Origin of the sequence: Sorangium sp. KYC3313, assembly GCF_052075895.1 — a bacterium.
In the GTDB taxonomy this organism is placed as follows: domain Bacteria; phylum Myxococcota_A; class Polyangia; order Polyangiales; family Polyangiaceae; genus Sorangium; species Sorangium cellulosum_B.
The window spans coordinates 3,775,883-3,797,259 of record NZ_CP197255.1 but is presented as its reverse complement, the minus strand read 5'-3'; the positions used below and the strand labels follow the sequence as shown (position 1 = coordinate 3,797,259).

At 70.8% G+C, this 21,377-nt stretch carries 17 protein-coding genes; 7 read left to right on the top strand and 10 right to left on the bottom strand.

Translation table 11 applies throughout. From position 1 onward, the window contains the following. The first annotated feature begins 75 nt into the window (after positions 1 to 75). The 4 genes from ACSRUE_RS14835 (at position 76) to ACSRUE_RS14820 (ending at position 3,860) form a co-directional block, all read left to right on the top strand. The gene (locus ACSRUE_RS14835; protein WP_441291555.1) at positions 76 to 1,305 is read left to right on the top strand and encodes a glycosyl hydrolase 53 family protein; all 1,230 of its coding nucleotides are present in this window, start codon (positions 76 to 78) and stop codon (positions 1,303 to 1,305) included. Between the two features lie 22 nt (positions 1,306 to 1,327). Then, complete coding sequence (locus ACSRUE_RS14830; protein ID WP_441291554.1) at positions 1,328 to 1,927, top strand: helix-turn-helix domain-containing protein; 600 nt, start codon at positions 1,328 to 1,330, stop codon at positions 1,925 to 1,927. A gap of 14 nt (positions 1,928 to 1,941) precedes the next feature. Next, positions 1,942 to 2,571, top strand: coding sequence for a class I SAM-dependent methyltransferase (locus ACSRUE_RS14825; protein ID WP_441291553.1), 630 nt, complete (start codon positions 1,942 to 1,944; stop codon positions 2,569 to 2,571). Positions 2,572 to 3,086: 515 nt separating this feature from the next. Beyond that, a complete protein-coding gene (locus ACSRUE_RS14820; protein WP_441291552.1) occupies positions 3,087 to 3,860 on the top strand; it encodes a DUF6748 domain-containing protein in 774 nt (257 codons plus the stop codon). 179 nt (positions 3,861 to 4,039) lie between these two features. Here ACSRUE_RS14820 and ACSRUE_RS14815 read toward each other — a convergent pair whose 3' ends face one another. The 6 genes from ACSRUE_RS14815 to ACSRUE_RS14790 all read right to left on the bottom strand — a co-directional run bounded on the left by ACSRUE_RS14815 (position 4,040) and on the right by ACSRUE_RS14790 (position 13,849). Beyond that, a complete protein-coding gene (locus tag ACSRUE_RS14815) occupies positions 4,040 to 5,734 on the bottom strand; it encodes a DUF262 domain-containing protein (protein ID WP_441291551.1) in 1,695 nt (564 codons plus the stop codon). Positions 5,735 to 5,741: 7 nt separating this feature from the next. Beyond that, positions 5,742 to 6,719 (bottom strand): hypothetical protein, encoded by a 978-nt coding sequence (locus tag ACSRUE_RS14810; RefSeq protein WP_441291550.1) that lies wholly within the window; start codon positions 6,717 to 6,719, stop codon positions 5,742 to 5,744. Continuing rightward, positions 6,716 to 7,981 carry an AAA family ATPase gene (locus ACSRUE_RS14805; protein ID WP_441291549.1) on the bottom strand — a complete coding sequence of 422 codons (1,266 nt, stop codon included), beginning with the start codon at positions 7,979 to 7,981 and terminating at the stop codon, positions 6,716 to 6,718. The genes ACSRUE_RS14810 and ACSRUE_RS14805 overlap by 4 nt, the downstream gene beginning before the upstream one ends. Before the next feature lie 9 nt (positions 7,982 to 7,990). Next, on the bottom strand, positions 7,991 to 11,023 hold the full coding sequence (locus tag ACSRUE_RS14800) for a glycosyltransferase (RefSeq protein ID WP_441291548.1): 3,033 nt from the start codon (positions 11,021 to 11,023) through the stop codon (positions 7,991 to 7,993). Between the two features lie 57 nt (positions 11,024 to 11,080). Further along, complete coding sequence (locus ACSRUE_RS14795) at positions 11,081 to 12,535, bottom strand: formylglycine-generating enzyme family protein (RefSeq protein ID WP_441291547.1); 1,455 nt, start codon at positions 12,533 to 12,535, stop codon at positions 11,081 to 11,083. Between the two features lie 480 nt (positions 12,536 to 13,015). After that, entirely contained in the window at positions 13,016 to 13,849 is an 834-nt protein-coding gene (locus ACSRUE_RS14790; protein ID WP_441291546.1) for a tetratricopeptide repeat protein, read from the bottom strand. A 367-nt stretch (positions 13,850 to 14,216) separates the two neighbouring features. On the opposite strand from ACSRUE_RS14790, the gene ACSRUE_RS14785 reads away from it, so the two are divergent. The 3 genes from ACSRUE_RS14785 (at position 14,217) to ACSRUE_RS14775 (ending at position 17,615) form a co-directional block, all read left to right on the top strand. Continuing rightward, positions 14,217 to 15,515, top strand: a complete 1,299-nt coding sequence (locus ACSRUE_RS14785; protein WP_441291545.1) for an STAS domain-containing protein — start codon at positions 14,217 to 14,219, stop codon at positions 15,513 to 15,515. A 309-nt stretch (positions 15,516 to 15,824) separates the two neighbouring features. Beyond that, entirely contained in the window at positions 15,825 to 16,916 is a 1,092-nt protein-coding gene (locus ACSRUE_RS14780; RefSeq protein ID WP_441291544.1) for an endonuclease/exonuclease/phosphatase family protein, read from the top strand. A gap of 513 nt (positions 16,917 to 17,429) precedes the next feature. After that, positions 17,430 to 17,615, top strand: coding sequence for a hypothetical protein (locus ACSRUE_RS14775; protein ID WP_441291543.1), 186 nt, complete (start codon positions 17,430 to 17,432; stop codon positions 17,613 to 17,615). A gap of 13 nt (positions 17,616 to 17,628) precedes the next feature. Here the strand turns inward: ACSRUE_RS14775 and pssA are convergent, their stop codons facing one another. The 4 genes from pssA to ACSRUE_RS14755 form a co-directional block, all read right to left on the bottom strand. Beyond that, entirely contained in the window at positions 17,629 to 18,420 is a 792-nt protein-coding gene (pssA, locus tag ACSRUE_RS14770) for a CDP-diacylglycerol--serine O-phosphatidyltransferase (protein WP_441291542.1), read from the bottom strand. Positions 18,421 to 18,497: 77 nt separating this feature from the next. Further along, on the bottom strand, positions 18,498 to 19,136 hold the full coding sequence (locus ACSRUE_RS14765) for a hypothetical protein (RefSeq protein ID WP_437741045.1): 639 nt from the start codon (positions 19,134 to 19,136) through the stop codon (positions 18,498 to 18,500). A gap of 6 nt (positions 19,137 to 19,142) precedes the next feature. Then, on the bottom strand, positions 19,143 to 20,546 hold the full coding sequence (locus ACSRUE_RS14760; RefSeq protein ID WP_441291541.1) for a selenium-binding protein SBP56-related protein: 1,404 nt from the start codon (positions 20,544 to 20,546) through the stop codon (positions 19,143 to 19,145). A gap of 74 nt (positions 20,547 to 20,620) precedes the next feature. Further along, positions 20,621 to 20,977, bottom strand: coding sequence for an antibiotic biosynthesis monooxygenase family protein (locus ACSRUE_RS14755; RefSeq protein WP_437710456.1), 357 nt, complete (start codon positions 20,975 to 20,977; stop codon positions 20,621 to 20,623). Between the last annotated feature and the right edge of the window lie 400 nt (positions 20,978 to 21,377).

Genomic DNA, 21,377 nt, shown 5'->3' with positions numbered 1-21,377 from the left:
TCGCGCGAATGGCCAATGGTAGGATCCTCGCCGGGATCAGGGATGCTGCGACAGACGCTGGGATGGATGGGTGTGGTGACGCTGCTTCCGGCGCTCGCCGCGTGCGGTGAGAGCTCGGGGGCCGGGGCGGCCGGCGGGGGCGGCGCCGGTCAGGCCGCATCGACGGGCGCCGAGGCGTCCACGGGGAGCGGAGCGGGCGGCGCGAGCGGCAGCACAACCGGAAGCGGAGCCGGCGCGGGTGAAACGTCCGCGAGCACCGGCGGCGCGGGTGGAACCTCCGCGAGCGCCGGCGGCGCGGGCACGGGCGGGAGCGGAGGCGACGGGACGCCGGGCGCGCCCCAGGGCTTCATCCTCGGCGCGGACATCTCCTGGGTGCAGGAGCGCGAGGCCGGAGGCAAGGTGTTCCGCGACATCGATCCGCGGACGGGTAAGCTCGTCGAGAAGGACATCCTCGAGATCTTGAAGGCGCACGGGTTCAACTGGATCCGCTTGCGCCTGTTCAACGACCCGACCGCGGTGTACGCCGACGCGGCCGTCGACGACGACCCCTACTCGCGCGAGGGCTTCTGCGATCTCGAGCACACGATCGAGATGGCGCGGCGCGTGAAGCGAGCGAACATGGGGTTCCTGCTCGACTTTCATTACAGCGACGTATGGGCCGACCCCGACGATCAACACAAGCCCGTCGCCTGGACCGATCTCGAGGGCGACGCGCTGGCGAGCGCCATGCGCGAGTTCACGCGGGACGCGATCGAGCAGCTGAGCGCCGCCGGCGCGCGGCCGGACATGGTCCAGATCGGCAACGAGATCCCGCAGGGGCTGCTGTGGCCTGACGGCTTCGTCACCGGGCAGGCGTTCCAGGGGCTGGGCTCGCTCCTGAAGGCCGGGATCCAGGGCGTCAAGGACGCCGACGACACGATCACCGTCATGCTGCACCTCGACCGCTGCGACGACAACGCGGCGACGCGCTGGTGGGTCGACGGGGTACTCGGGCAGGGCGTCAAGTTCGATGTGCTCGGCCAGTCCTGTTACACCGAGTACCAGGGGCCGCCCTCGGGGTGGAAGGCGAACTTCGATGACCTCGTGAAGCGCTATCCCGACCTGAAGTTCGTGGTGGCGGAGTACTCGTGGGAGAAGCGCGCGGCCAACGACCTGATGTTCAACCTCCCGGACAAGCGCGGGCTCGGCACCTTCATCTGGGAGCCGACCGAGTGGCACGAGCGCATCTTCTCGCCGAGCGGAGATGTCATCGAGAGCATGATCGCTCCCTATGATCAGATGAAGATCGACTACCAGGGCTTCTAGCGGCGTCGTGGACTGGGATGACGTGCGCCATTTTCTCGCGCTCGCTCGAACGGGCTCCGTCCGCGCGGCGGGCTCGATGCTCGGCGTGAGCCACTCGACCGTGGCGCGGCGGGTCGAGGCCCTCGAGGCGCGGCTCTGGCGGCGGCTCGTCCCCATCACCCTCTGCAACTACGTCGCGACCGCGCACGCTGCCCAGCTCGACCCCGAGCGCGGCGCGCGCCCCGCGCGCTGGCTCGGATCCAGCGTGACCAGGATCGTGAGGGAGCTCGTCGCGTCGTCGAGCTATCCCGAGGTTCCCATCTGGGGCACGTTCGAGTCGATGGCGATCATGATGGAGGCCGCACACGCGGGCCTCGGCTTCGTGATGTTACCCACGTACGCCGGCGATCCGGAGCCCGGGCTGCAGCGCCTCGCGAGGCCGGACCTGCGCCACGTCGCCGATTTCTGGCTCCTCAGCCACCGCGACCTCCGGGACAACGCGCGCCTGCGGGCCGCGCGCGAGGGCATCACCGCGGCGCTGACGGCGCGCGCGGCGCTGTTTCGCGGCGAGGCCGAGGGGTGGCGCGAAACTGCGCCCCTGCGTCACGAACTTGCACCGGGCGCGGGCGCGCCGCGTGCGTAGATTCTTCGACCACGATGACCGCCGACGCCAAGTTCTGGGACGACATCGCCGAGAAGTACGCCGCCAAGCCGGTGGAGAACGTCACCGCCTTCGAGCGCAAGAAGGCCATCACCCGCGAGCACCTGCGCCCGGGCGCCACAGTCCTCGAGATCGGCTGCGGCACCGGCTCGCTCGCCCTGGCGATGTCGCCGTACGCCGGCCACATCCACGCGATGGACGTCTCGGGCGAGATGATCCGCATCGCCGACCAGAAGAAGCAGGCCCAGGCCGTGACCAACGTCACCTTTCGCCAGGGCACGCTGGACGAACCGACCCCGTACGAGCCCGAGCACTTCGACAGCGCCTGGGCCTACTCCATCCTCCACCTCGTCCCCGATCGGCGGCGCACCCTCAAGACCCTCTTCGACCTCCTCAAGCCCGGCGGCTCGTTCATCTCGTCCAACGTCTGCCTCGGCGGCACCTGGGTACCTTACGGCGCGATCATCACGGTGCTGCGCTGGTTCGGGAAGGCGCCGGTCGTCCACAGCTACGATCGCGGGACGATCCTCCGCGAGATGCGCGAGGCAGGGTTCGTCGAGATCGAGGAGCGGGAGGTCGGTGGCGGGAGGATGGTTGCGTTCGTCGTGGCAAAGAAGCCGGGGTAGCGCGCAGCTCACCACGACCGACCCTCATGCCACCAGCCAACCCTGGTTCCGATCCGAGATCGGATGCTCCCCGCGGCGCTCGGGCACGGGGCACGGGCACGGGGATGCGCGAGCAACAAGAACGGCAAAATCCAAGTCAGAACCGCGGCCGGGAACCGCGCGATCCCGTGCCAGCATAGTTCGTCAAGCTCTCCGTAAAGCACCGATGAGCTTGGGGGACAGTCCCCTACAATCCACGTCACTTCAGGTCGATTACGCGACGCCTCATGGCTCGTCGAATTCTTGCTCCGACCAGCTCTTCACTCGGCAGGTCTGGTAGCATACTATATTGATTCGCTGGAGCCGATTGTCTCCGAGCGAAGCACGGCGAGCAGGTGGCAGGGCGGCATGTGCATACCGTGCTCGCGACAGCTCGTCCCCTCGACGCGTGGGAGCTCATGAAGGCGTCCCGAGCCTGCGGACCGGCCGAGGCGCTCGCATCCACGTTGACCCGTGTCCGCTCCTGGAGAACACCGATGTTCAACCTCACCCATCATCGCTTCTCGCTGCTCGCCCTGCTCGGCGTGCTCGCCGCGCCAGCGCTCGCCTGCGAAGCCCCGCGCGAGGGCGGCCTCGCGGGGGACCTCGCCCAGGCCGAGCTCGACGTCGAGGCCGATGTCGGCGCGCTGGCCGCGGCCGAGGTCGCCGTGGCGGACTATTTCATCGCGACCCATCCTGACTACCGCAGATGCGCCGCGCCGATGTGCGGTGGCCATTTCGTCGCCCGCGTCAACACCAGCGTGACCCGCTGCGCCGATGGGACTTGGCAAGAAGAATGCCACATGTTCGAGCTGGATCTGTCCGGGCTCGGGCTCGATCGCTCGACAGAGGCCAAAGCCAGAGAGGCGTTCGGTGCCGGGCAGGCGCTGGTCCGCGGCGGCCTGAAGCAGGTCGTGCTCGGCGACCTGAGGTCGCGGCCGGCGGACGTCCTCATCGCCAGCGAGATCTGGCTCGGGGCGACGGGCAATGCGCCGAAGGGCCACTTTTCTCGGGTCGACAGCAGCGGGATCGTGTGCGTGACGTATCCCTGTCCCTCCTTCTCCGAGCACAGCCTGAACACCAACCTGAGCGGCTCACTCGACGGCGTCGATCTGTCCGCGTCCGGGGCCACGGCAAAGCAGGTCGACGGCGGCATGACGGCGCTCTCCGCGACCGGCCTGCTGGTCGCCGGTCAGCATGCGGTCATCACCGGCCCGGCCGGCTCGATGAACCGCCTCGACGCGGCGGAGTTCTACCTGCGCCTGAAGTGACGCCGGCTGGGCGGAGGCACCTCCTTCGTCGCGATGTGGACTGGTAACCGGCCCCTACGGGGTAGTCATGATGGCGTTGGTCGGACGGTTACCCTGCACGCGCTCCACCCCGCCGCCCCCATGCGCGCCCGCTGTTCAAATCCCGTCCGTTTCTCAGGCTCCGCAACAAGGACTTGCCACTAGATGCTCGGCAGTCCACCTGGCGTGGGATAAAGACGCCGGAGCACGCGCTGAAAGCGCGCGTCTTCCAGGTCGTTGAGGCGGCCTTCACGCAGCCGGACGAATGTATCATAGTCGCCATCACGGAACGCCTGGCATGCGTCGTGGCTGATGATGTGGCTGGCGAGAAACTCGCTGGACGGTCGCTCAGCCGACTGGAGGAGCCTTCGCATTGTACCAATGGACTCTGGGCGAACGAGGACGCGTGCGCCGGGGCTGCCGGAGACCGCCGGCCTCCTGGCCTGCGCCGAGGTGATGAGCTGTGTCATCGCACGGTTCCGGTGCTCCGCAAGAAGCCTGCTGCAATGCGCTCGCGTCACTTCTTCCGAGGGAGCCGAAGGAGCCCGCGGTTTGTACCTGGCCATCAACAGGGCCACGCCGCGCGCACGCGCATGACGAAAGTCGAAGCGCGGCAGCGGACGCTTGGTTGGCGCCTTGCCAGGCGGCTGCGCGAGCATCTCCCCGGTGGCCAGCGCGCGAACGTCGTCGAGGAGCTGCGAGAACCGGGACTCGCTCATCTGCCGCTGGAACATCTCGGTGTAGGTGGTCAACCAGAGCCAGTCACGAAGACGTTCGAGCACGTCCGCATCCGGCTCTGGCCTCTCTCGGAACGCTGCCGCGAGGAGGACGATCTGGGCAGTGTAGGGGACCAGATCCGGAGCCCAGATCGAACACTTCGTCCTGAGGAACCGCGCGGCGTGACAGAGATGGGCTTCGACTTCTCCCAGGATGTCGGGCTGCTTCTTGAGCGCCTTTCCTACCGCCTCGGAGTCGTCATCGTAGATGGCGACTCCGAGCGCAATCTTGCAAACCCGGAGAATAGTCTGCTCATCGATCTCGTCCCATCCGAGCTCGGCGAGAGATCCCTGCTTCATCTCCTGCAGACGATCGAGCAGGTCGAAGCTCGAGGACCACGTGAGCGCATTCACCATATGAACTTCGCTCATCGTAACGTGTTGGCTATTCACGCGCTGAAAGGTCCGCGTTACGAGCTCGACGTTCTCCGACGTCACGGGGACCGTCGGAAATTTATACTGACGAAACGCGTCAGCGACCTCATCTGATAAGCTAACGAGGTCATCCGCATCGGCATAGTTCTCTTGTTCCCTCTTGCCGGCACGCCTCTCACCGACCAGATTTCGCTGAAACTTGACCAAGCGAGCCCCCTGAAGCATATCCGTGAGTGGGAGATGGTGTGGGAGCACCGCCCCGAGATCCTGCCGCGTAACAAACACCTTAACGCGCAGATCGTAATATACCTGAAACGCCTCCGGGGGCTCGTTCGTCTCGTCGCTGTCTTGCGCCAACTTTTGGGCGCCGATGAGCGCGAAGTACAGCGTCGTGAGCCTCTGCTCCCCGTCGAGCAAATATTGGCGTACAGGCGCACTCCTGTCCGCCATGGGCAACAGAAACGGGCCAAGGCGCTCTTTCACTGACATCTCGCCGGAGCGCGTTCGCCAGAGCATGACCGTGCCGATCGGAATTCCTTCCAGAATGCTGTCGAGCAACGCAAGCCTCATCTCCTTGGGCCACACGAGCGGACGCTGAAACTTGGGGATAACAATTTGGCCGCTGCCGATCTCTTCAAGCACCTGCGGTAGGTACCGGATCTGCGGTTCGCTATAGAACCCGGCCAGTGACTCTCGTACCGTCATGATTCCCTCACCGGATCCGCTCGACGATTTCCCGAGCGAATTGCTGCACGTGGGCCACGACTGCCGCGCGCTCCAGCTCATGAAAATGGACGTGACCGTCTCGGTACAAATTGGCGATATGCACATCCAATCCATGATGAAGCAATCGGCGCGTATCGCCCGAGATGACAGCGAACAGCTCGCCTGCCCGATGGACGTTCGGCAGGTCTTTTTCGAAGCCCTCCTTCATATTGTAGTGTGCGCGCTGGTCGTCCCGGAGCGCGAAGAGCGCCTCAACCTGGGCCTTGCGCTTGTCCCGCGTTCGCCCCTGCGCTAGCTGGCACCACCGTTCGAGCGCGGCACGCGGCAGATAGTTCTCGATGGCCCGGCGCTCGAGCTGGTGGTGGTGCACGTCGGGATAGCAAAGGTTCCGGACGACCTCCGACTTCGGGCTCGGCGCTCCTGGCCGCATCGCATCGCTGTCGAACATGGCCGAGGAGCGCATCCGCGTCGCGACGTGCCCCCGGACCTTCTTCACCCGTTTTTCGAGCTCGCCGAGCCCTCCGCAGTGCTCCGCCTCGACCCACTCCCGAGAGATCCGCTCTTCCAGGAACTCACGCGTCGCGCGGTCGCACATGCTCAAGAGGAAGGCGCGGTCTGTTAGACCGTTCTCCAGGAGGACTCGATAGGGACGCTGGAGGAAATCGATCGCGTCGCCGAATGTCAGTATCGGATGCGGGTAGGACCACGTCGACTCCCCGCGCGCCGTTACCCAGACCTCATGATAAGATGGTTCCAGCTCGCTCTGGCGGAGACCGTCCCCGACAACGCGTTCCCAGTCTGCGCGCGTCGCCTCGTCCAGGCCCGCGAGCCAGGCCGTGTACGCCGTCGCTTGGTCGTCGCGCACGACGATCCTGTGCCGTTGAGTCGCGCCAAGCCATAGCAGCACCATCAGATCCGCGGTCGATGTGCCGACAAAGAGCTCTGCGTCGAGCAGCACCATCATGACGGTACGCCCCTCCGCGCCAGGAAGAGCTCGCGCGCTATCTTCGCGTCCTCGGAGAAGACCCCCGCCGGCCAGTCTTTCGGCCGCCCCCGAGCGTCCAGCGCGATCCCGCGGCAGTCGGACTCCCCGTTGGGCAAACTCTCGAGCCAGAGGATGGAAACATCCTTGGGATCGAGTTCGCCTTGTGCGATCAGCAGTTGCACGAAGAGTAGCAGGTTCTCTGAGTGGGTCTCGATCAGAAGCCTCGGGTGGGACGGCGCCTTGATCACCTCACCGAAGAACTCGGCCAGCGCCCGCTCGGCCCGCGGGTGGAGGTGCATTTCCGGCTGCTCGATGGCGAGAACGGCGCCCGGGGGGAGATCGCCCACGGCGGCCATCGCACCGAGCACCAGCACCGGCAGGACCTGACTGACCCCCTCTCCGACATCGACGATCGAGATCCGCAGCGGCGCCCCTTCGACGGGCTCGAGCTCGATGGCGAACTCCGCTCCGCTGTCGCGAACGTCGATGGCTTGACCGAACATCTCGCGCAACACCGCCGAGACGCGGGGCAGGATGATTTTCCTGCCCCGCGCGTCATAAGCGAGCTTTGCCGCCGCCTCTTTACCACTGCTCCCGAGCCGCACCGGCTCGCCCTGGTAAACCCCACGACGCTCAGGCGCCGCGCGCACCGCGCCCAGCCAGTGCACCGACTCCTGCAATGACTCCAATCGCTGCCAGCACTGGCCGAGTACCAATCGGACATCGCCGGGGACGGAAGATGCGGCGCCTTGCCCCGACAGCACAGGCCGGAGATCTTTGAACGAGAGCGTGACTGTCAGCGGCGGGCTTCCAGGAGCCGTGATCTCATACCGGCCCGGTTCTTCGGGAACATCGATGGCATGGAGGAGCTCGGCGCCGTCCGCGCCGCGGGCGAAGAGCTCGCTGACCAGGTGTCGCTTGTCGTCCTCGCGCAGCGAGATCTCAATGGCGCGCACTGGCAGCTCGTCGTCATCCCAGGCCAGACCGAAGACGAGCTTGTTGCGTGATGAGAGCCGCGTCGCGATATCCGCGTACGTCGGCTCGCGCATGCCCTCGGCCGTGAGCGCCAGCGGGCCCACGTTCGCGCCGCCGGACGACGCGGACAAGAGGGGCAGCGCCCGCACGAGCGCGCTCTTGCCGGCGCTGTTGTAGCCGAAGAGGAGCGTCAACGGACGCAGCTCGATGGGCGTGCGACGGACGAACGAACGGTAGCCTTCGACGCTGAACGAGGTGAGCGACACGCAGCGACCTTACCACGGGGACGCCTTCCGCCCGCCAAGGCACACGCCCGCGTAATCGGCGACCATCCTCTCCAACGAGAACCGCTCCCGCGCGCGCTCCCACCCCGCCGCCCCCATGCGCGCCTGTCGCGCCAGATCGGCGCCCAGCTCCACGAGCGCTGCGGCGAGGGCCTCCGCGTCGCCCGGCGGCACCAGGCGGCCCGTCACGCCGTCGTCCACCTGCTCGGACATGCCGCCGACCGCCGTGGCCACCACCGGCAGCCCCTCGGCCATCGCCTCCAGCGACGCGTTCGGGCACCCGGCGGGCTCGGCGATCAGCGCGAACATGTCGAGCTCGCGCAGGAACGCGCGCGTGTCGGCGAGCTCGCCGACCCACTCGACCGACAGCCCCGCCGCCATCCGCCGCAGCTCCTCGGCGTGCGCCTCGGCGCCGCGCTCCACGCCGCCCGCGATGCGCAGCACGTGCGGCGGCAGGCGCGGCGCCGCGAGGCGCAGCGCCGCGAGGAGCTCGTCGAGCTTCTTGTGCGGGTGGATGCGCGCGGCCGTCCCGATCGCGAGCAACGCGCGCTCGCCGCCGGACGCGCGCGGCTCGGGCGGCGTCGAGCGCGGCGCCGCCATCGGGCGCGGGCCGAGCGCCACGCCGTTCGGCACCACGTGCGCCGGCGCCCCGAGCACCTCGGCGGCGAGCGCCGCCTCGGCCCCGTACTTGACGATCACCCCCGCGAGGCGAGCGCCATACTCGCGCGGCGCGCGGTACGGCAGCCCGCGGCGCGGCGACGCGAAATACCGGCGCAGCGAGGCGAAGTACATCTCGCCCGGGCTGACGTCGAAGAGCGGTACGTCGAGCAGCCCGTCGGCCAGGAGCACCTTGTGCTCGGCGATCAGGTTCCACATCAGCACGGCCTCCGGCGGGTCCTCCTCGATCGCGCGCAGCAGGCGCTCCACCGCCTCGGCCGGCTCGATGTCGGCCGGCGGCGGCACCGCCAGCACCGGAATGCCCGCGGCCGCGAGCGCGCGCCGCCCCGGCGTCGGGTACTCCGGCTGCTCCTCGATCACGGCCGCCCGGCCGCGCACGCCGGCCGCCGCGAGGCCGAGCAGCAGCCGGCGCGCGCTCGACTGGGCCCCGCCCATCGAGAAGTTGTTCGTGACGAGGAGCAGCCCGTCTCGCCGGCGCAGGCCGCGGTTGCGCGCGATCGCCCGCGGGTAGAGCCGCGCGTAGCCCTCGGCCATCCGCGCGAGGCTGAAGTGCCGCGCCACGACCTCCCGGCCGCTCGGCGACCCTGCACCGGCGCGCGCCTCCGCCACGACGTCCCGGCCGCTCGTCGGCGCGTCGCGCGCCTCCCCCGCGGCGCCGGCGCGCGCCGCCGCGACGATCGCCCCGGCGAACCGCTCGGGCGCGGCATCCAGCGGCAGGTGGACCATCGCCGGCGTCTCGGCCGCGATCTCCGCGGTGCCACCGACGCCGGTCGCGACGACCGAAAGGCCCGCCGCGAGCGCCTCCAGGTGCGCGAGGCTCAGCCCCTCGTGGGCGCTCGGCGACACGAGGACGTCGGCCGCCGCGAGCAGCCCGGCGACGTCGCCGACCGCCCCCGCGAAGCGCACCTCGGCGCGCAGGCCGAGCCGGTCGACCTCGCGCCGGATCTCCGCCTCCGCGGCCAGCGCCTGCTCGCTGCCCGGCGAGGCGCTCCCGGCGACGACGAGCCGAGCCGCCCGCGGGTCGCCGGCCGCCGCCAGCGCGGCCCGCGTGGCCTCGAGGATTCCAGGCAGCAGGTGCAGCCGCTTCTGCGGCCGCGGGTTCGCCACGGCGAGCAGGACGAGGTCGTCCGGCGCGATCTCGAGGCGCCTCCGCCACGCCGCGGCCTCCGCCGACCGGGATCGGCGCGCCGCCTCCGCCCCTCCGGACCGACACGCCGCCTCCCCCGACCCGGACCGACGCGCCTCCGCCGCCTCGGCCCGGCGCGCCGCCTCCGCAGGCGCGAGGTCGATGCCGTTCCAGACCGTGCGCGCCGGGATCGGCAGCGCGCGCTCCGCGAGCTCCGCCTCGACCGCGCGCGCGCACGCAACGAGCAGCGCCGCGTCGTCCGGCGCGAGGCGATCGAGGCCCGCCGGCCAGCCTGCAGCCACGTTGTGCACCGTGACGAGCGGGCGGTACCCGCGCGCGGACAGCCGCGCGAGGTCCTCGGCGTCGAACAGGTGCGCGTGCGCGAGATCCGCGCCCCACGCGGCGAGCCCGCGGGCGAGCGCGTCGAAGCGCGCCTCCCGGTCGCCGCGCGCATCGGACAGATCGAGCGCCCCCGGCGGCGCGGCGAACGTGGCGCGGGTCGGCCGGTACACCGCGCAGACGAGCGAGCGCACGCCGCGTCGCGGCAGCTCCCTCGCGAGGTCGATCGCGATCCGCTCGGCGCCCCCCTGCTGCAGGCTGGTCACCACCTGCGCGACCCGCGGCGCGTCGTCGTCGCACACGTCGAGCGGCGCGTGCCGCACCACGCGCGCCCGCCGCGCCCCGAGCTCGCCCTGGAGCGCGGCGTCGAGCGGCTCGCCCGCGCCGAGCCGCGCCGCGACGCCCGCGGCGAGCGCCCCGTCGAGGTACACGCTCGCCGCGCGGGGCAGCCCCGGCGCGCGGCGGGCGCGCGCGGCGCGGCTCAGCTCGCCGCCCGTGGCCCGCAGCAGCTCGGCCCACGCCGTGGCGTCGGCGTCGGCCCACGCCGTGGCATCGGCGCGCGCAGGGACGGCCGCCGGCAGATCGATCGGCGCAAGGACGGCGCCGAGCGCGCAGAGCGGCAGCCCTGTGTCGCTCGGCGGCGGGAACGGGTCCGGCTCGAGCGCCGCGGAGGGCGCAGGCCAGGCGCCCCCGCGCACGAGCCACACCGGCCCCGCCGCGAGCGCCTCCGCCGCGGCCGCGAGCGGCGCCGCCGTGAGGTCGACCGGCGCGAGCCCGGCGAGCCGGAGCGCGCGCAGCGTGCGGCCGGCGCGGGCGCGGTGCGCGGGCGCTTCGGCGAAGACGGCGCAGAGCGGGCGGCGCATGCGGGAGCTGCGGAACATGCGAGACATGCGAAACATGCGAAACGTGCGAAACGTGCGAAGATCGCGCGGCGCGGCTCAGTAGGCCGACGGATAGCCGCGGAACGGCGCGGCGGCCACGTCCGGCGCGCTCGAGATGCGGTCCCTCGACCGGTGCCGCCCGGCGGCCGCGCGCGGCGCGGCGGACGGCACCGCGGCCCACCCGGCCGCGCGCGGCGCGGCCCACGCGGCCGCGCCGATCTGCTCCACCTCCACGGCGTACGGGACGCCGCCCGTGTAGACGAACTGCCCGCGCGGCCCCGGCTCGATCGGGACCGAGGCGCGCCGCATCGCGCCCTTCACGAGGCAGCGGTAGTGGAGCATCAACCCGTGCAGGTGCGGGGGCGCGTGCAGCCAGAAGCCGTCGCCCTGCGGCCGGAACGTCACGCCGGGCGGCGCCCCGGCCATCGGCTTGCGGCCGGCCGCGCGGTGCACGAGCAGGCCGATGAGGCCGATGACGGCGCTCGCCAGGACGAGGCCGCCGCCGACGAACCCCACCGTCGCCGCGGTCGACCAGGAGCTCGAGCGCGGCGCCTGCGCGGCCGCCGCCGGCGGCGGGGTCGGCCCGGGCGCCGCGGCAGGGGCGCTCGCCGAGAGCGCGGCGACCACGCGGAAGCCGTTGTCCGCGTTGCGGCTGCCGGGGTCGTTGCGGTACCGCGCCGCGGCGCGCAGGTGCTTCGCGTCCTTGAGCCACGACCCGCCGCGCAGCACGCGGCGGGGCTTGTCGCCGGCCGGGGGCGCCTTCTGCTCGGGGTCGACCGCCGGGCCGGGCGCATAGGGTCCGTACCAGTCGCGACACCACTCGTAGACATTGCCGCTCATGTCGTGCAGGCCGAAGGCGTTCGGCTGCTTCTGCCCGACAGGCCTCGTCCCGCTCCCCGCGTTGCCCTTGAACCACCCGATGGCGGCCGCGGCGCTGTCGGCGTCGCCCGCGTAGAACCGCGTCTGGGTCCCCGCGCGGTCGGCGTACTCCCATTGCGCCTCCGTCGGCAGGTCGAAGGCGCGGCCTGTCTTCTGCGTCAGCCAGCGGGTGAACTCGCCCGCGTCCTTGAAGGTCACCAGCGTCACCGGGTGCACGTCGGTCTGCGGGAAGCCGGGAGTCCTCCAGGTGAACTCCTTGCGCTGCGAGAGGCCCTTGCCGTCGAACCCGAACCCGCCGGAGGCGCCGACCTCGGCCTCGGTGCGGTAGCCGGTCTCCGCGGCGAAGCGCGCGAACTGCCCGACCGTGACCGGGAACTTCCCCAGGTAGAAGTCGCGGCCGACGGTCACGTCCCGGACCGCCTCGTCGTCGCCGCGCCCGGCCTCCGCGGGCGGCGAGCCCTGGCGGAAGCGCCCCCCCTTCACCAGCACGAGATCGAGCGGCACCCCCCCGAGGTCGATCACGACGGCGGGCGCCGGATCCGCGGCCTTCGCCGAGGCCGGGGCGAGGAGGGCGACGGCCGCCCCGAGGACGATCGCAGGAGGGACGCGGCAGGCGGTGGCGCGAGGCTGCACGGGCCCACGCTACCAGAGAGCGCGGCCGAGGTGCGCTCGCAGCGACCCGAGCGGCGCAGCCGACCGAGCGCGGAGGGCGCCCGGATCGCCCTCGCCCCGCCGGAAGAGCGGGCGCGCCGGCGCGCGCCCCGACCTCGCTACCTTGCGCCACGCTCGCGACATCACGCTTATTAAAGTGTCTTTACAGATCGTCACTCAACACATGATCTGACCGGCACCAGCGCGAAACGAGGACATTGCTCTCGGCGGCGGCGATCCCTGTTGCAGCGGGGCGACGCTGACTCGCCTCGAGGTGCGGCTCGCCATCGACACGCGGCTCGGCCGCCCCCGAGATGGGGAGCCATGTGCGCGCGACACGACGGCGCGCGCGATGCGATACCGACACACGGCAGGGAGAGAGTCCCTGGACCACCGCTGCGATCTCGACAACGTCGAGGATCGCGCCGTCGCGCAGGGCCTGACCATCCGCGACGACATGGTTCAGAACTTCCCCTGGAGCTCGATCCGCCCGAGGCCCACCCCGGCGCTCCAGACCACGCCGCGCGGCGCTCGCGGCGGCGCGCCCGCGGCTGCAGGCGCGCCGGCGGCCTCGGACGCGCTGCCGCCGCCGGGCCGGACCACGAGCAGCACGACGCCCGCCGCGGCCGCCGCCGCGCCCACGACGAAGCTCACCGTGGACACGTGGCCCAGCGTGGTCGCTGCGTCCGCGTCGCCTTGCAGCTCGGCCGGGCAGCGCCGGCCCTCGCAGGCCGACCTGATGTCCGAGACCTGCGACAGCGACATGAGGCCGGTCACGGCGCCCACGCCGATGCCCACCGCCCCGAGCCCGAACGCGACGCCGGCGGGGACCAGCGAGCCGCCGCCCTCCGCCGCGACCGGCGCCGCGGGCTCGGCGCGGGGGGGCGCCTTCACCGCGGCCGTGTCCAGCGCGGCGCGCACGCCCGCGAGCTCGGTCTCGGCGTCCTTCCGCGCCTCGAGGAACGCGGTCGGCGGATCCTCCGGGAGCGGCTCGCCGAGGACCTGCTCGTACAGGTCGCGCGCGGCCTCCAGGCGGCCGAGCTTGCGCTGGCACCGCGCCATGTAGAGCACCAGCGTCGGCGCATGAAAGAGCCGATCCGCCTCCTGGAAGACGTCGAACGCCTCCTGCCAGCGGTCCGCGCCGTACAGCTTGAGCCCCTCGTGCGCCTTGGTCCGGGCGGCCTGCTGCGCCTCGGCCGCGGCGCCGTCCGGCGGAGGCGCCCCGAGCGCCGGCACGGCGGCCAGCAACGTCACAACGAACGCACACCGGCGAAGACAGTTCGAGAGCATCATCATCCTTGTCCGTCAGAAGCCGTCAGAGCCTGGAGCAGAAGCCGGAGAGGACGCCGCGGCCGTCGCCTGCTTCACGGCCCCGCGCGCCCGCGCACGCCGCCTCGCCGCGGCAGTCGACACCTTAAGGGGAAGAGCGCACCACCGTCCAGCGACGACTCGGATGACTCGGCCGAGCGCGCCGCGCCGGTCAATGGCAAACGAGCGGAACAAGCGGAACGAGCGGACCGAGGACGACGCCGCATCGAAACGGATTCGATACATGGCGCATGTTACGGCTTCATGCATGACTTGCCCCCTCAAACGCTCGGATGAACTGGCGGCGCGAGCCCGATTGAGGCTCGACAATGTCCTGACGGATGAGCGGTCGCTCGTGGACCTGCTCCGGGTGGTCACCGTCGACGTCCACGAGGCAGCGAGCGTCGACGAGGCGCTGCATCGCACCATCACGCACATCTGCAATCACCTCGGCTGGCCGGTCGGGCATGCGTACGTGCCGGCCGCGGACGATCCGTCTCTGCTCCTTCCCACGGCGCTCTGGCACCTGAGCGATGAAGCAAAGTTCGCGACCTTCAAGGCTGTCACGGAAGCGACACAGTTCACCGCGGGGCTCGGTCTTCCCGGGAGGGTGCTCGCCTCGAAGCAGCCGGCGTGGGTGCGCAACGTCACGGTGGACGCCAATTTCCCGCGCGCCCGGCTCGCGAGGAACCTGGGCGTGAAGGCGGGGTTCGCGTTCCCCGTGGTCGTCGGCGCGGACGTCGTGGCCGTGCTGGAGTTCTTCTCCGACGCCGAGCACGCGGACGACGGGAAGTTCACGGCGACCATCGGCCGCATCGCGCGGCAGCTCGGCCGCATCTTCGAGCGCAAGCACGGGCAGGAGATGCTGAGCAGGGAGCGGGACTTCATGGCGGCCGTCATGGATCTCGTCGACGGCCTCATCGTGGTGCTCGACGCGCGCGGCCGCATCGTCCGCATGAACAGCGCCGCCGAGCAGGCGCTGGGGAGCGCGCGGGGGCTCCGGGAGGCCCGGTTCCTCTGGGATCTCACGCCCGATCCGCGCGCGTCGGCGCAGCTCAAAGGCCTCTTCGAGCAGCTCGGCGCGGGCGGGTCGAAGAGGCAGGTGGAGGTGCCGTGGACGGCTGCAGACGGCGCCCGCCGGGTGACGGCGTGGTCGGGCGCCGTCCTGCGCGGCAGGGACGAGAGGGTCCGGTTCGTCATCATGACCGGCATCGATCTGACGGAGCGCAAGCGCGCCGAGGAGGAGCGCGCGCGGCTGCAGGAGGAGGTGATCAAGGCCCAGGACGACGCGCTGGCGAAGCTGTCCGTGCCGCTCATCCCCATCCGCGACGACGTGGTGGTCGTGCCGCTCATCGGCCCGCTCGAGGCCGGGCGGGTGCGCCGCATGATCGAGGCGCTGTCGCGCGGCATCGCGAACCGCCGCACGCGGATCGCCATCATCGACCTGACCGGCGTGGACGAGATCGATCGGCCGGCGATGGAAGCGCTGCTCGAGGCGGTGCGGGTCGCGGGCCTCCTCGGCGCGCGGGTGGTCCTCACGGGGATCCGCCCCGAGGTCGCCCAGCGCCTCGCCGAGCGCGGCGCGGACATGGGCCGCTGCGCGGTGAAGAGCTCCCTCCAGAGCGGGATCGCGTTCGCGATGGCGAGCCGCTGAGCCGACCAGGGCGCTGGACGTCGGGTGTCGTCCGTCCGTGACCGGAACGGCATCATCACTGCATGAAACAGGGACGAACGCGACACCGTCGCGCCCTCGTTCCGTGCTGTCATGAGACGCTCCTGACACCCCCCCTCGTTTTGCTCGCATTTTCAGAGAAGAATTCAACAGGGAGGCGGGGAGACGGGGAGATCGGTGGTATTTCACTCCCCGCCTCCCTGCGAATTTTCCCAGGAAATTCGAGGGGTGCTTCAGGAGACGATCCCCGGAAAGGTCTGGTGCAGCGCGATGCGATCGACGTCTTCCCGCTTGAAGCGATCCTTATGGGTTCGGCTGTCTCTGCTCGCCTCGGCGCTCGCCATGGCCGCGTGCGCGGCCGATCCGCCGCTCGACGTGGACGAGGGCGCGGAGGCGGAGCTCCTCGGCGAGCACAGCGACGCGCTGTCGACGCGCGTCCGGCTCATGGCCGCCAACATCACGAGCGGCAACCACCAGAGCTACGATCCCGGGCACGGCAAGCGCATCCTGCAGGGAATCAAGCCAGACATCGCTTTGCTGCAAGAGTTCAACTACGGCGGCAATACCACCTCCGAGCTCCGCGCCTTCGTGGACGCGACGTTCGGCGCCGGGTTCAGCTACTACCGCGAGAGCGGGGCGCAGATCCCGAACGGGATCGTGAGCCGGTGGCCGATCGTGGCGTCCGGCGAGTGGGACGACACGTCGGTGAGCAACCGGGACTTCGCGTGGGCGCGCATCGATATCCCCGGCCCTGGCCACGTGTTCGCGATCAGCGTCCACCTCCTGACGTCCAGCGCGGCGGCGCGCAACACGGAGGCGCAGAACCTCGCCTCGTTCATCGCGGCGAACGTCGCCCAGGGCGATTACCTGGTGATCGGCGGCGACTTCAACACGGGGAGCCGGACCGAGGCGTGCGTCTCGAGCCTCTCGGACGTCGTCGTCACGGCCGGGCCCTATCCCGCCGACGTGAACGGGAACGCGAACACCAACGCCGGCAGGACGAAGCCCTACGACTGGGTGCTCGTCGACGGCGACCTGGAGGCGTACGAGACGGCCGTCGTGCTCGGCGGGAGCAGCTTCGCGAACGGCCTGGTGGCGGACACGCGCGTCTACTCGCCGCTCTCCGAGATCAGCCCCGCGCTCTCGTCGGACAGCGGCGCCTCGAACATGCAGCACATGGGCGTGGTGCGCGACTTCCTGGTCCCCGGCGGCGGCGGCGAGGCCGGCGGCGGCGGCGCCGGCAGCAGCGGCGGCGGCGCCAGCAGCAGCGGCGGCGACGGCGCCGGCAGCAGCGGCGGGGCCGGCGGCAGCGGCGGGGGCACGGGCACCGCCCGTGGAGCGCCCCGCTGGCCCCAGCTCGTCGTCACCCGTGGCCGCCCCTGAACCAGCGTTTGCAGAGGAGTCGATCGGGCTGGTCCCGCCGAGCGGCCAACCAGCTCCTTCGCTCCAGATCTCCGCGACAGCCCATCGAGGTCGAGCGCTGAAGCGCCGCGTGCGCCGCCAGCACGAGCCTGCTCGCGATCGCGCGAGCGGTCCTACCCCACAGGCAGGTACACAGGGTTGACGGTCAGCGCCAGGGCTCCAGATGGTGGAGCGCGTCAAGGCCGGAGGAGAACCTGACGCCCAGCCGATCGCTCGAGGCGAGCATCGTTCTCTCAATGGCAGGAGGGGTGATCCATGAGCAGGCTACGCCGCGGTCTCGCTACCCTGGCCGTCGTGTCGCTCACGTCGGCGGCCGCCTATGCGCAGATGATGATCTATGCGTATTCCGGGCCGACCACCCGGGCCGGGGGGGTCACCGGGACCACCCATCGAACGTTCACCTATGTGTCGATGGGCAGATGGGAGGCACGAACGAAAAATATCTGGCGTGATGGGCTACAGGACCCCGAACAGGTGGATTACTACCTCGAGTACGACAGAGGGCCCGGGAAGGTCTGCTTGAGCCACGAGCACCAGGACCCGATCTGTCTCCTGGACGACGGGATCTACACCTATCGCGCGTGGCCGGGGGCCCCGAACGCCGAGGTGAAGTGGTGGAAGCAGCAGGGGAACGGGTACTGGCAGTCGGGGAGGCCGTGATCGGCGGGCCGCGCTACGGCCGCTCGTCGCCTCCCCGGGCGCGCGCATCGTGTGCATCGCGCGCAGCCGGAGCGCCGCGCCGCAGCGCCGGGAGCCGCCAGAGCGACTCGACGACGCCGAGCAGGACATAGACGCCGAGCCCCCAGGCGAGGACGGGCGCGAGCCCCCAGCGGAAGGAGAGGAGCGCGCTCGATCCGAGCGCGAGCGCGGTGGCCAGCAGCGTGCGGGGGCCCGGCCGGAGATCCTTGAACGAGCGGAACCGGAGCGTCGACACCATCAGCATCGAGACGAGCAGCGTCGTCGCGAGGACCGCCGGCGCGACGCCGGCGCCGCCGAGCTGCCCGCCCGCGCCGCGGCGGGTCATGACGATCGCTATCAGGACCCCCGCGGCGCCCGTGACAGGGAGGCCCACGATGTACCTCGGGGGCGACGGCGGACCGCCCGCCTCGCCCATGGAGAGGACGTTGAAGCGGGCGAGCCGGATCGCGCCGCACGCGGCGAACACGGACCCGCCGAGCACGCCGGCGAGACCGAGGCGGTGGAGCGACCATTGATACACGAGCAGCGCCGGGGCCACGCCGAAGGAGACGAGATCGGCCAGCGAGTCGAGCTGGGCGCCGAACGCGCTCTCGGTCCGGGTCATTCGCGCGACGCGGCCATCCAGCGTGTCGGCGAGCATCGCGAGGAGGATGAGGAGCGCGGCGCGCTGGAGGTCGTCGTCGGACCGCGCGGAGGCCGAGAGCCGTACCGCGTCGAAGCCGCAGAAGACCGAGGACAGCGTGATCAGGTTGGGGAGGAGGTACACGAGGCGGCCCGCGTTCAAGCGGGGTGTCGGCGAGCTCGGGAGCCGGGCCGTCGCCCGGTCGCCCGTCACAGCGGACGTCAGAGCAGCACCGCGATGACGCCGGCCCCGATGAGCGCGACGGCCCAGGCCCGATCGAGGTTGAACCAGGCGGTGCGAAGGATGGCGACGCCGAGCTTGTGATAGACCACGAGCGCGACCGCGGCCGCCGCTCCCATCATGGCGGCCGTGTGGACGAGGACCGCGGCGAGGTAGCCCAGCGGGCTCGCGAGCGACAGGCCAGCCGCGTTGTGGCACCCGCCGCCGTGGCACGGAGCAGGGCTCTCGGCGCCGAGCAGGAAGACCGGGAGCAGCATGAGCCCCGCGCCGTGCGCGGTGGCCATCAGGAAGGACCACCAGGTCAGGTCGAGGAAGCCGACGCGCATCCCGACCCACCTCGGGTGGCGCGGCCTCACCAGCTTGAGCACGCCGAACGCGACGAGCGCGGCCGCCGTGAGCCACCGGAGCGCCGCGGCGGGGACGCTCGCGAGCCCGACCCCGAGCAGCGCGACCGTGAGGCCGATCGACGCCGCGTGGCCGAGCGCGATCGGGACGAGCGCCCGCCGCACCGCGCCGCTGCTCTTCTCCTGCAGGCCCAGGGCGACCGCGAACAGCCAGCCCATGCCAGGGTTGATGCCGTGATAGGCGCCGAGGAGCGCCAGCGTGAGCCAGGGCATCATGGCCGGCTAGGGGTAGCAGAACGAGTCGGACGACGCGTCGCCCCCCTCGAGCCGCACCTGGTGAGGGCGCAGCGGGCCGAAATCGACGAAGAACTCGGGATCGACCGAGAGGCCCCCGCCCGCCGCCACATCGATCTTGGCCATCCAGCCGCCGACGCCCTCGGGATAGAACTGCTCGTCCCACGACGCATACAGCGAGTTGGTGAAGTAAACGCGCCGGCCGTCGCGGCTCACCTCGACCATCTGCGGCCCGCCCCGCAGCGGCCCGGAGCGGGGATGCGCCGCCCGTCGCACGATGCCGCCGAGGTGCACCGAGCCGACCAGCTTCGGGTGGAACGGGTCCGATACATCGTACTGGCGGAGCTCGCCTGTGCCCCAGCAAGACACGTAGAGGAACCGGTCGTCGAGGGAGAGGTTGATGTCCGTGATCAGCGGCGGCACCGCCTTGAAGCCCTTGAGCAGCGGCGGCAAGAGGTCGGGATCCGCGGGCTCGGCCGGCACCTCGATCACCTTGCGGATCGCCCACCGGTCGCCGTCGCGATGCCAGAGCCAGATCGAGGCGGAGAGGTCCTTGACGCTCACGACGACGCCGACGAAGCCATAGGCCTTGGTCGGGTCGTGGGCGGGGCGGAGCTCCAGCGCCATCTGGTGCTCGTCGCCGAGATCCAGCGCCTGGAGGTGCTTGCGTTTCCGCAGGTCCCATACATGAACGCTGTGACCGTACTTCTTGCCGAGCAGGAGCTCCGGATTCACGCCGTCCTCGATCATCTTCGGCGTCCCCCACTCGCTCGTGAGGAGGGTGTCGTGGCCGAGGTGCCACCAGAAGTCGTAGTGGAGGAACTGCGGCCCGCGATCGATCTCCCATCGGCCGAGCACATCGAAGCTCTCGCAGTCGAGCACGAAGATGCCCCCGGGCCCGTCGCCGTCCGGGCCGCCGAGCGCGCTCACGTAGATGCCGTCGGGGCCGCAGTGCAGCGTGTGCGGGCGAGAGTAGCCGGCCCGCTTCGCGATCTCCTCGGCGCGCACCGTGTGGACGAGCTCGGGGCGGCGCGGGTCCGGCTTGACGTCGAAGACGAAGATGTTCGACGAGCGGAGCGCCGGCAGCAGGAGAAAGCGGCGCTCGACGTGGGGGTGCGGCGCGTAGGGGCACAGGGCGGCGCTGCACGCGTTCCAGCCGGAATGGTGCAGCTCGTCGCCGTAGGTCGGCAGCTCGTTGACCGAGACCAGGGTGCCGTACGCCGGCGACCTCGGATCGAGATCGACGACCGTGAGCGCGTCGTGGCGCGGCTCGCCCGGGCGCTTCAGCGCGGCGCCCGCGTGGAGCGCGGTCACGTAGGCCAGCCGCTCGGGCGGCGCCTCCATCGCCAGGCGCGGCGACGGGTAAAAGGTGGGATCCGGACGAAACCGCATGCGCTGCGTCTCCTTGGTTCTGGGCGTTCGCGTGTCGTTCCAGGCGCCGCCGGCGAGGACGGCGCGCTCCGAGCCTACCCCGGCAGATCGGTGCTGAGGAACACCTCGTGGATATCGAGCTTGCTCGGGCCCGCGAACATCTCCTTCGGCGCGCGGTTCCGGTGCGCCTCCGCGAACGCGGGGCTCCTCGTCCAGGCGATGAAATCGTCCATGGACCGCCACCAGGTCTTCACCTCGTAGAACCCCTGCGCGTCCGGGTCCGGGCTCCACGCGCCGGTCGCGTGGTCCAGCTTCATCGGCTTCGGCCTGTGGACCTCGTTCCGGATGAAGCCGGGCGCCTGATCGACCAGGTGGACCCGGTTCTTGAAGCGATCCTCGAAATCGGCCTCGTGGCCCTCGGCGACGGGAATGCGGTTGGTAACGACGATCATCGCTCCTCTCCTTCTTGCTTCTTGATCGTACGGGAGGCCTGCGGGCGGCGGCAAGCTTGCAGCGCCTGTGCCCGGCCGGGGCCGCGCGGCGCTGGCGCCGCCCGCGCGCTCCCGCGCTGGCGCCGCTCGCGCCGCTCGCGCGCCGGCAGAATGCCTGGGAATCGCTCGGAGCTCAACGCAATGCCGCTGGCGACACGCAAGCGATCAGAAGCATCGCTACGGGTTCACCCTAACCGCTCCGGCGCCAGCGGATCTCGCGCACTCGAACGGTACAGACTGGCCCGGTAGACAGACGGGAAAGCCCCTATGGGCTCGCCAGACTCGAGCATTCCTCAGCGGAGCACGGAAAATCGCACGGAGCGGGCCCTTGTTGAATACCTCACAAACCGTGTTGCGTGAT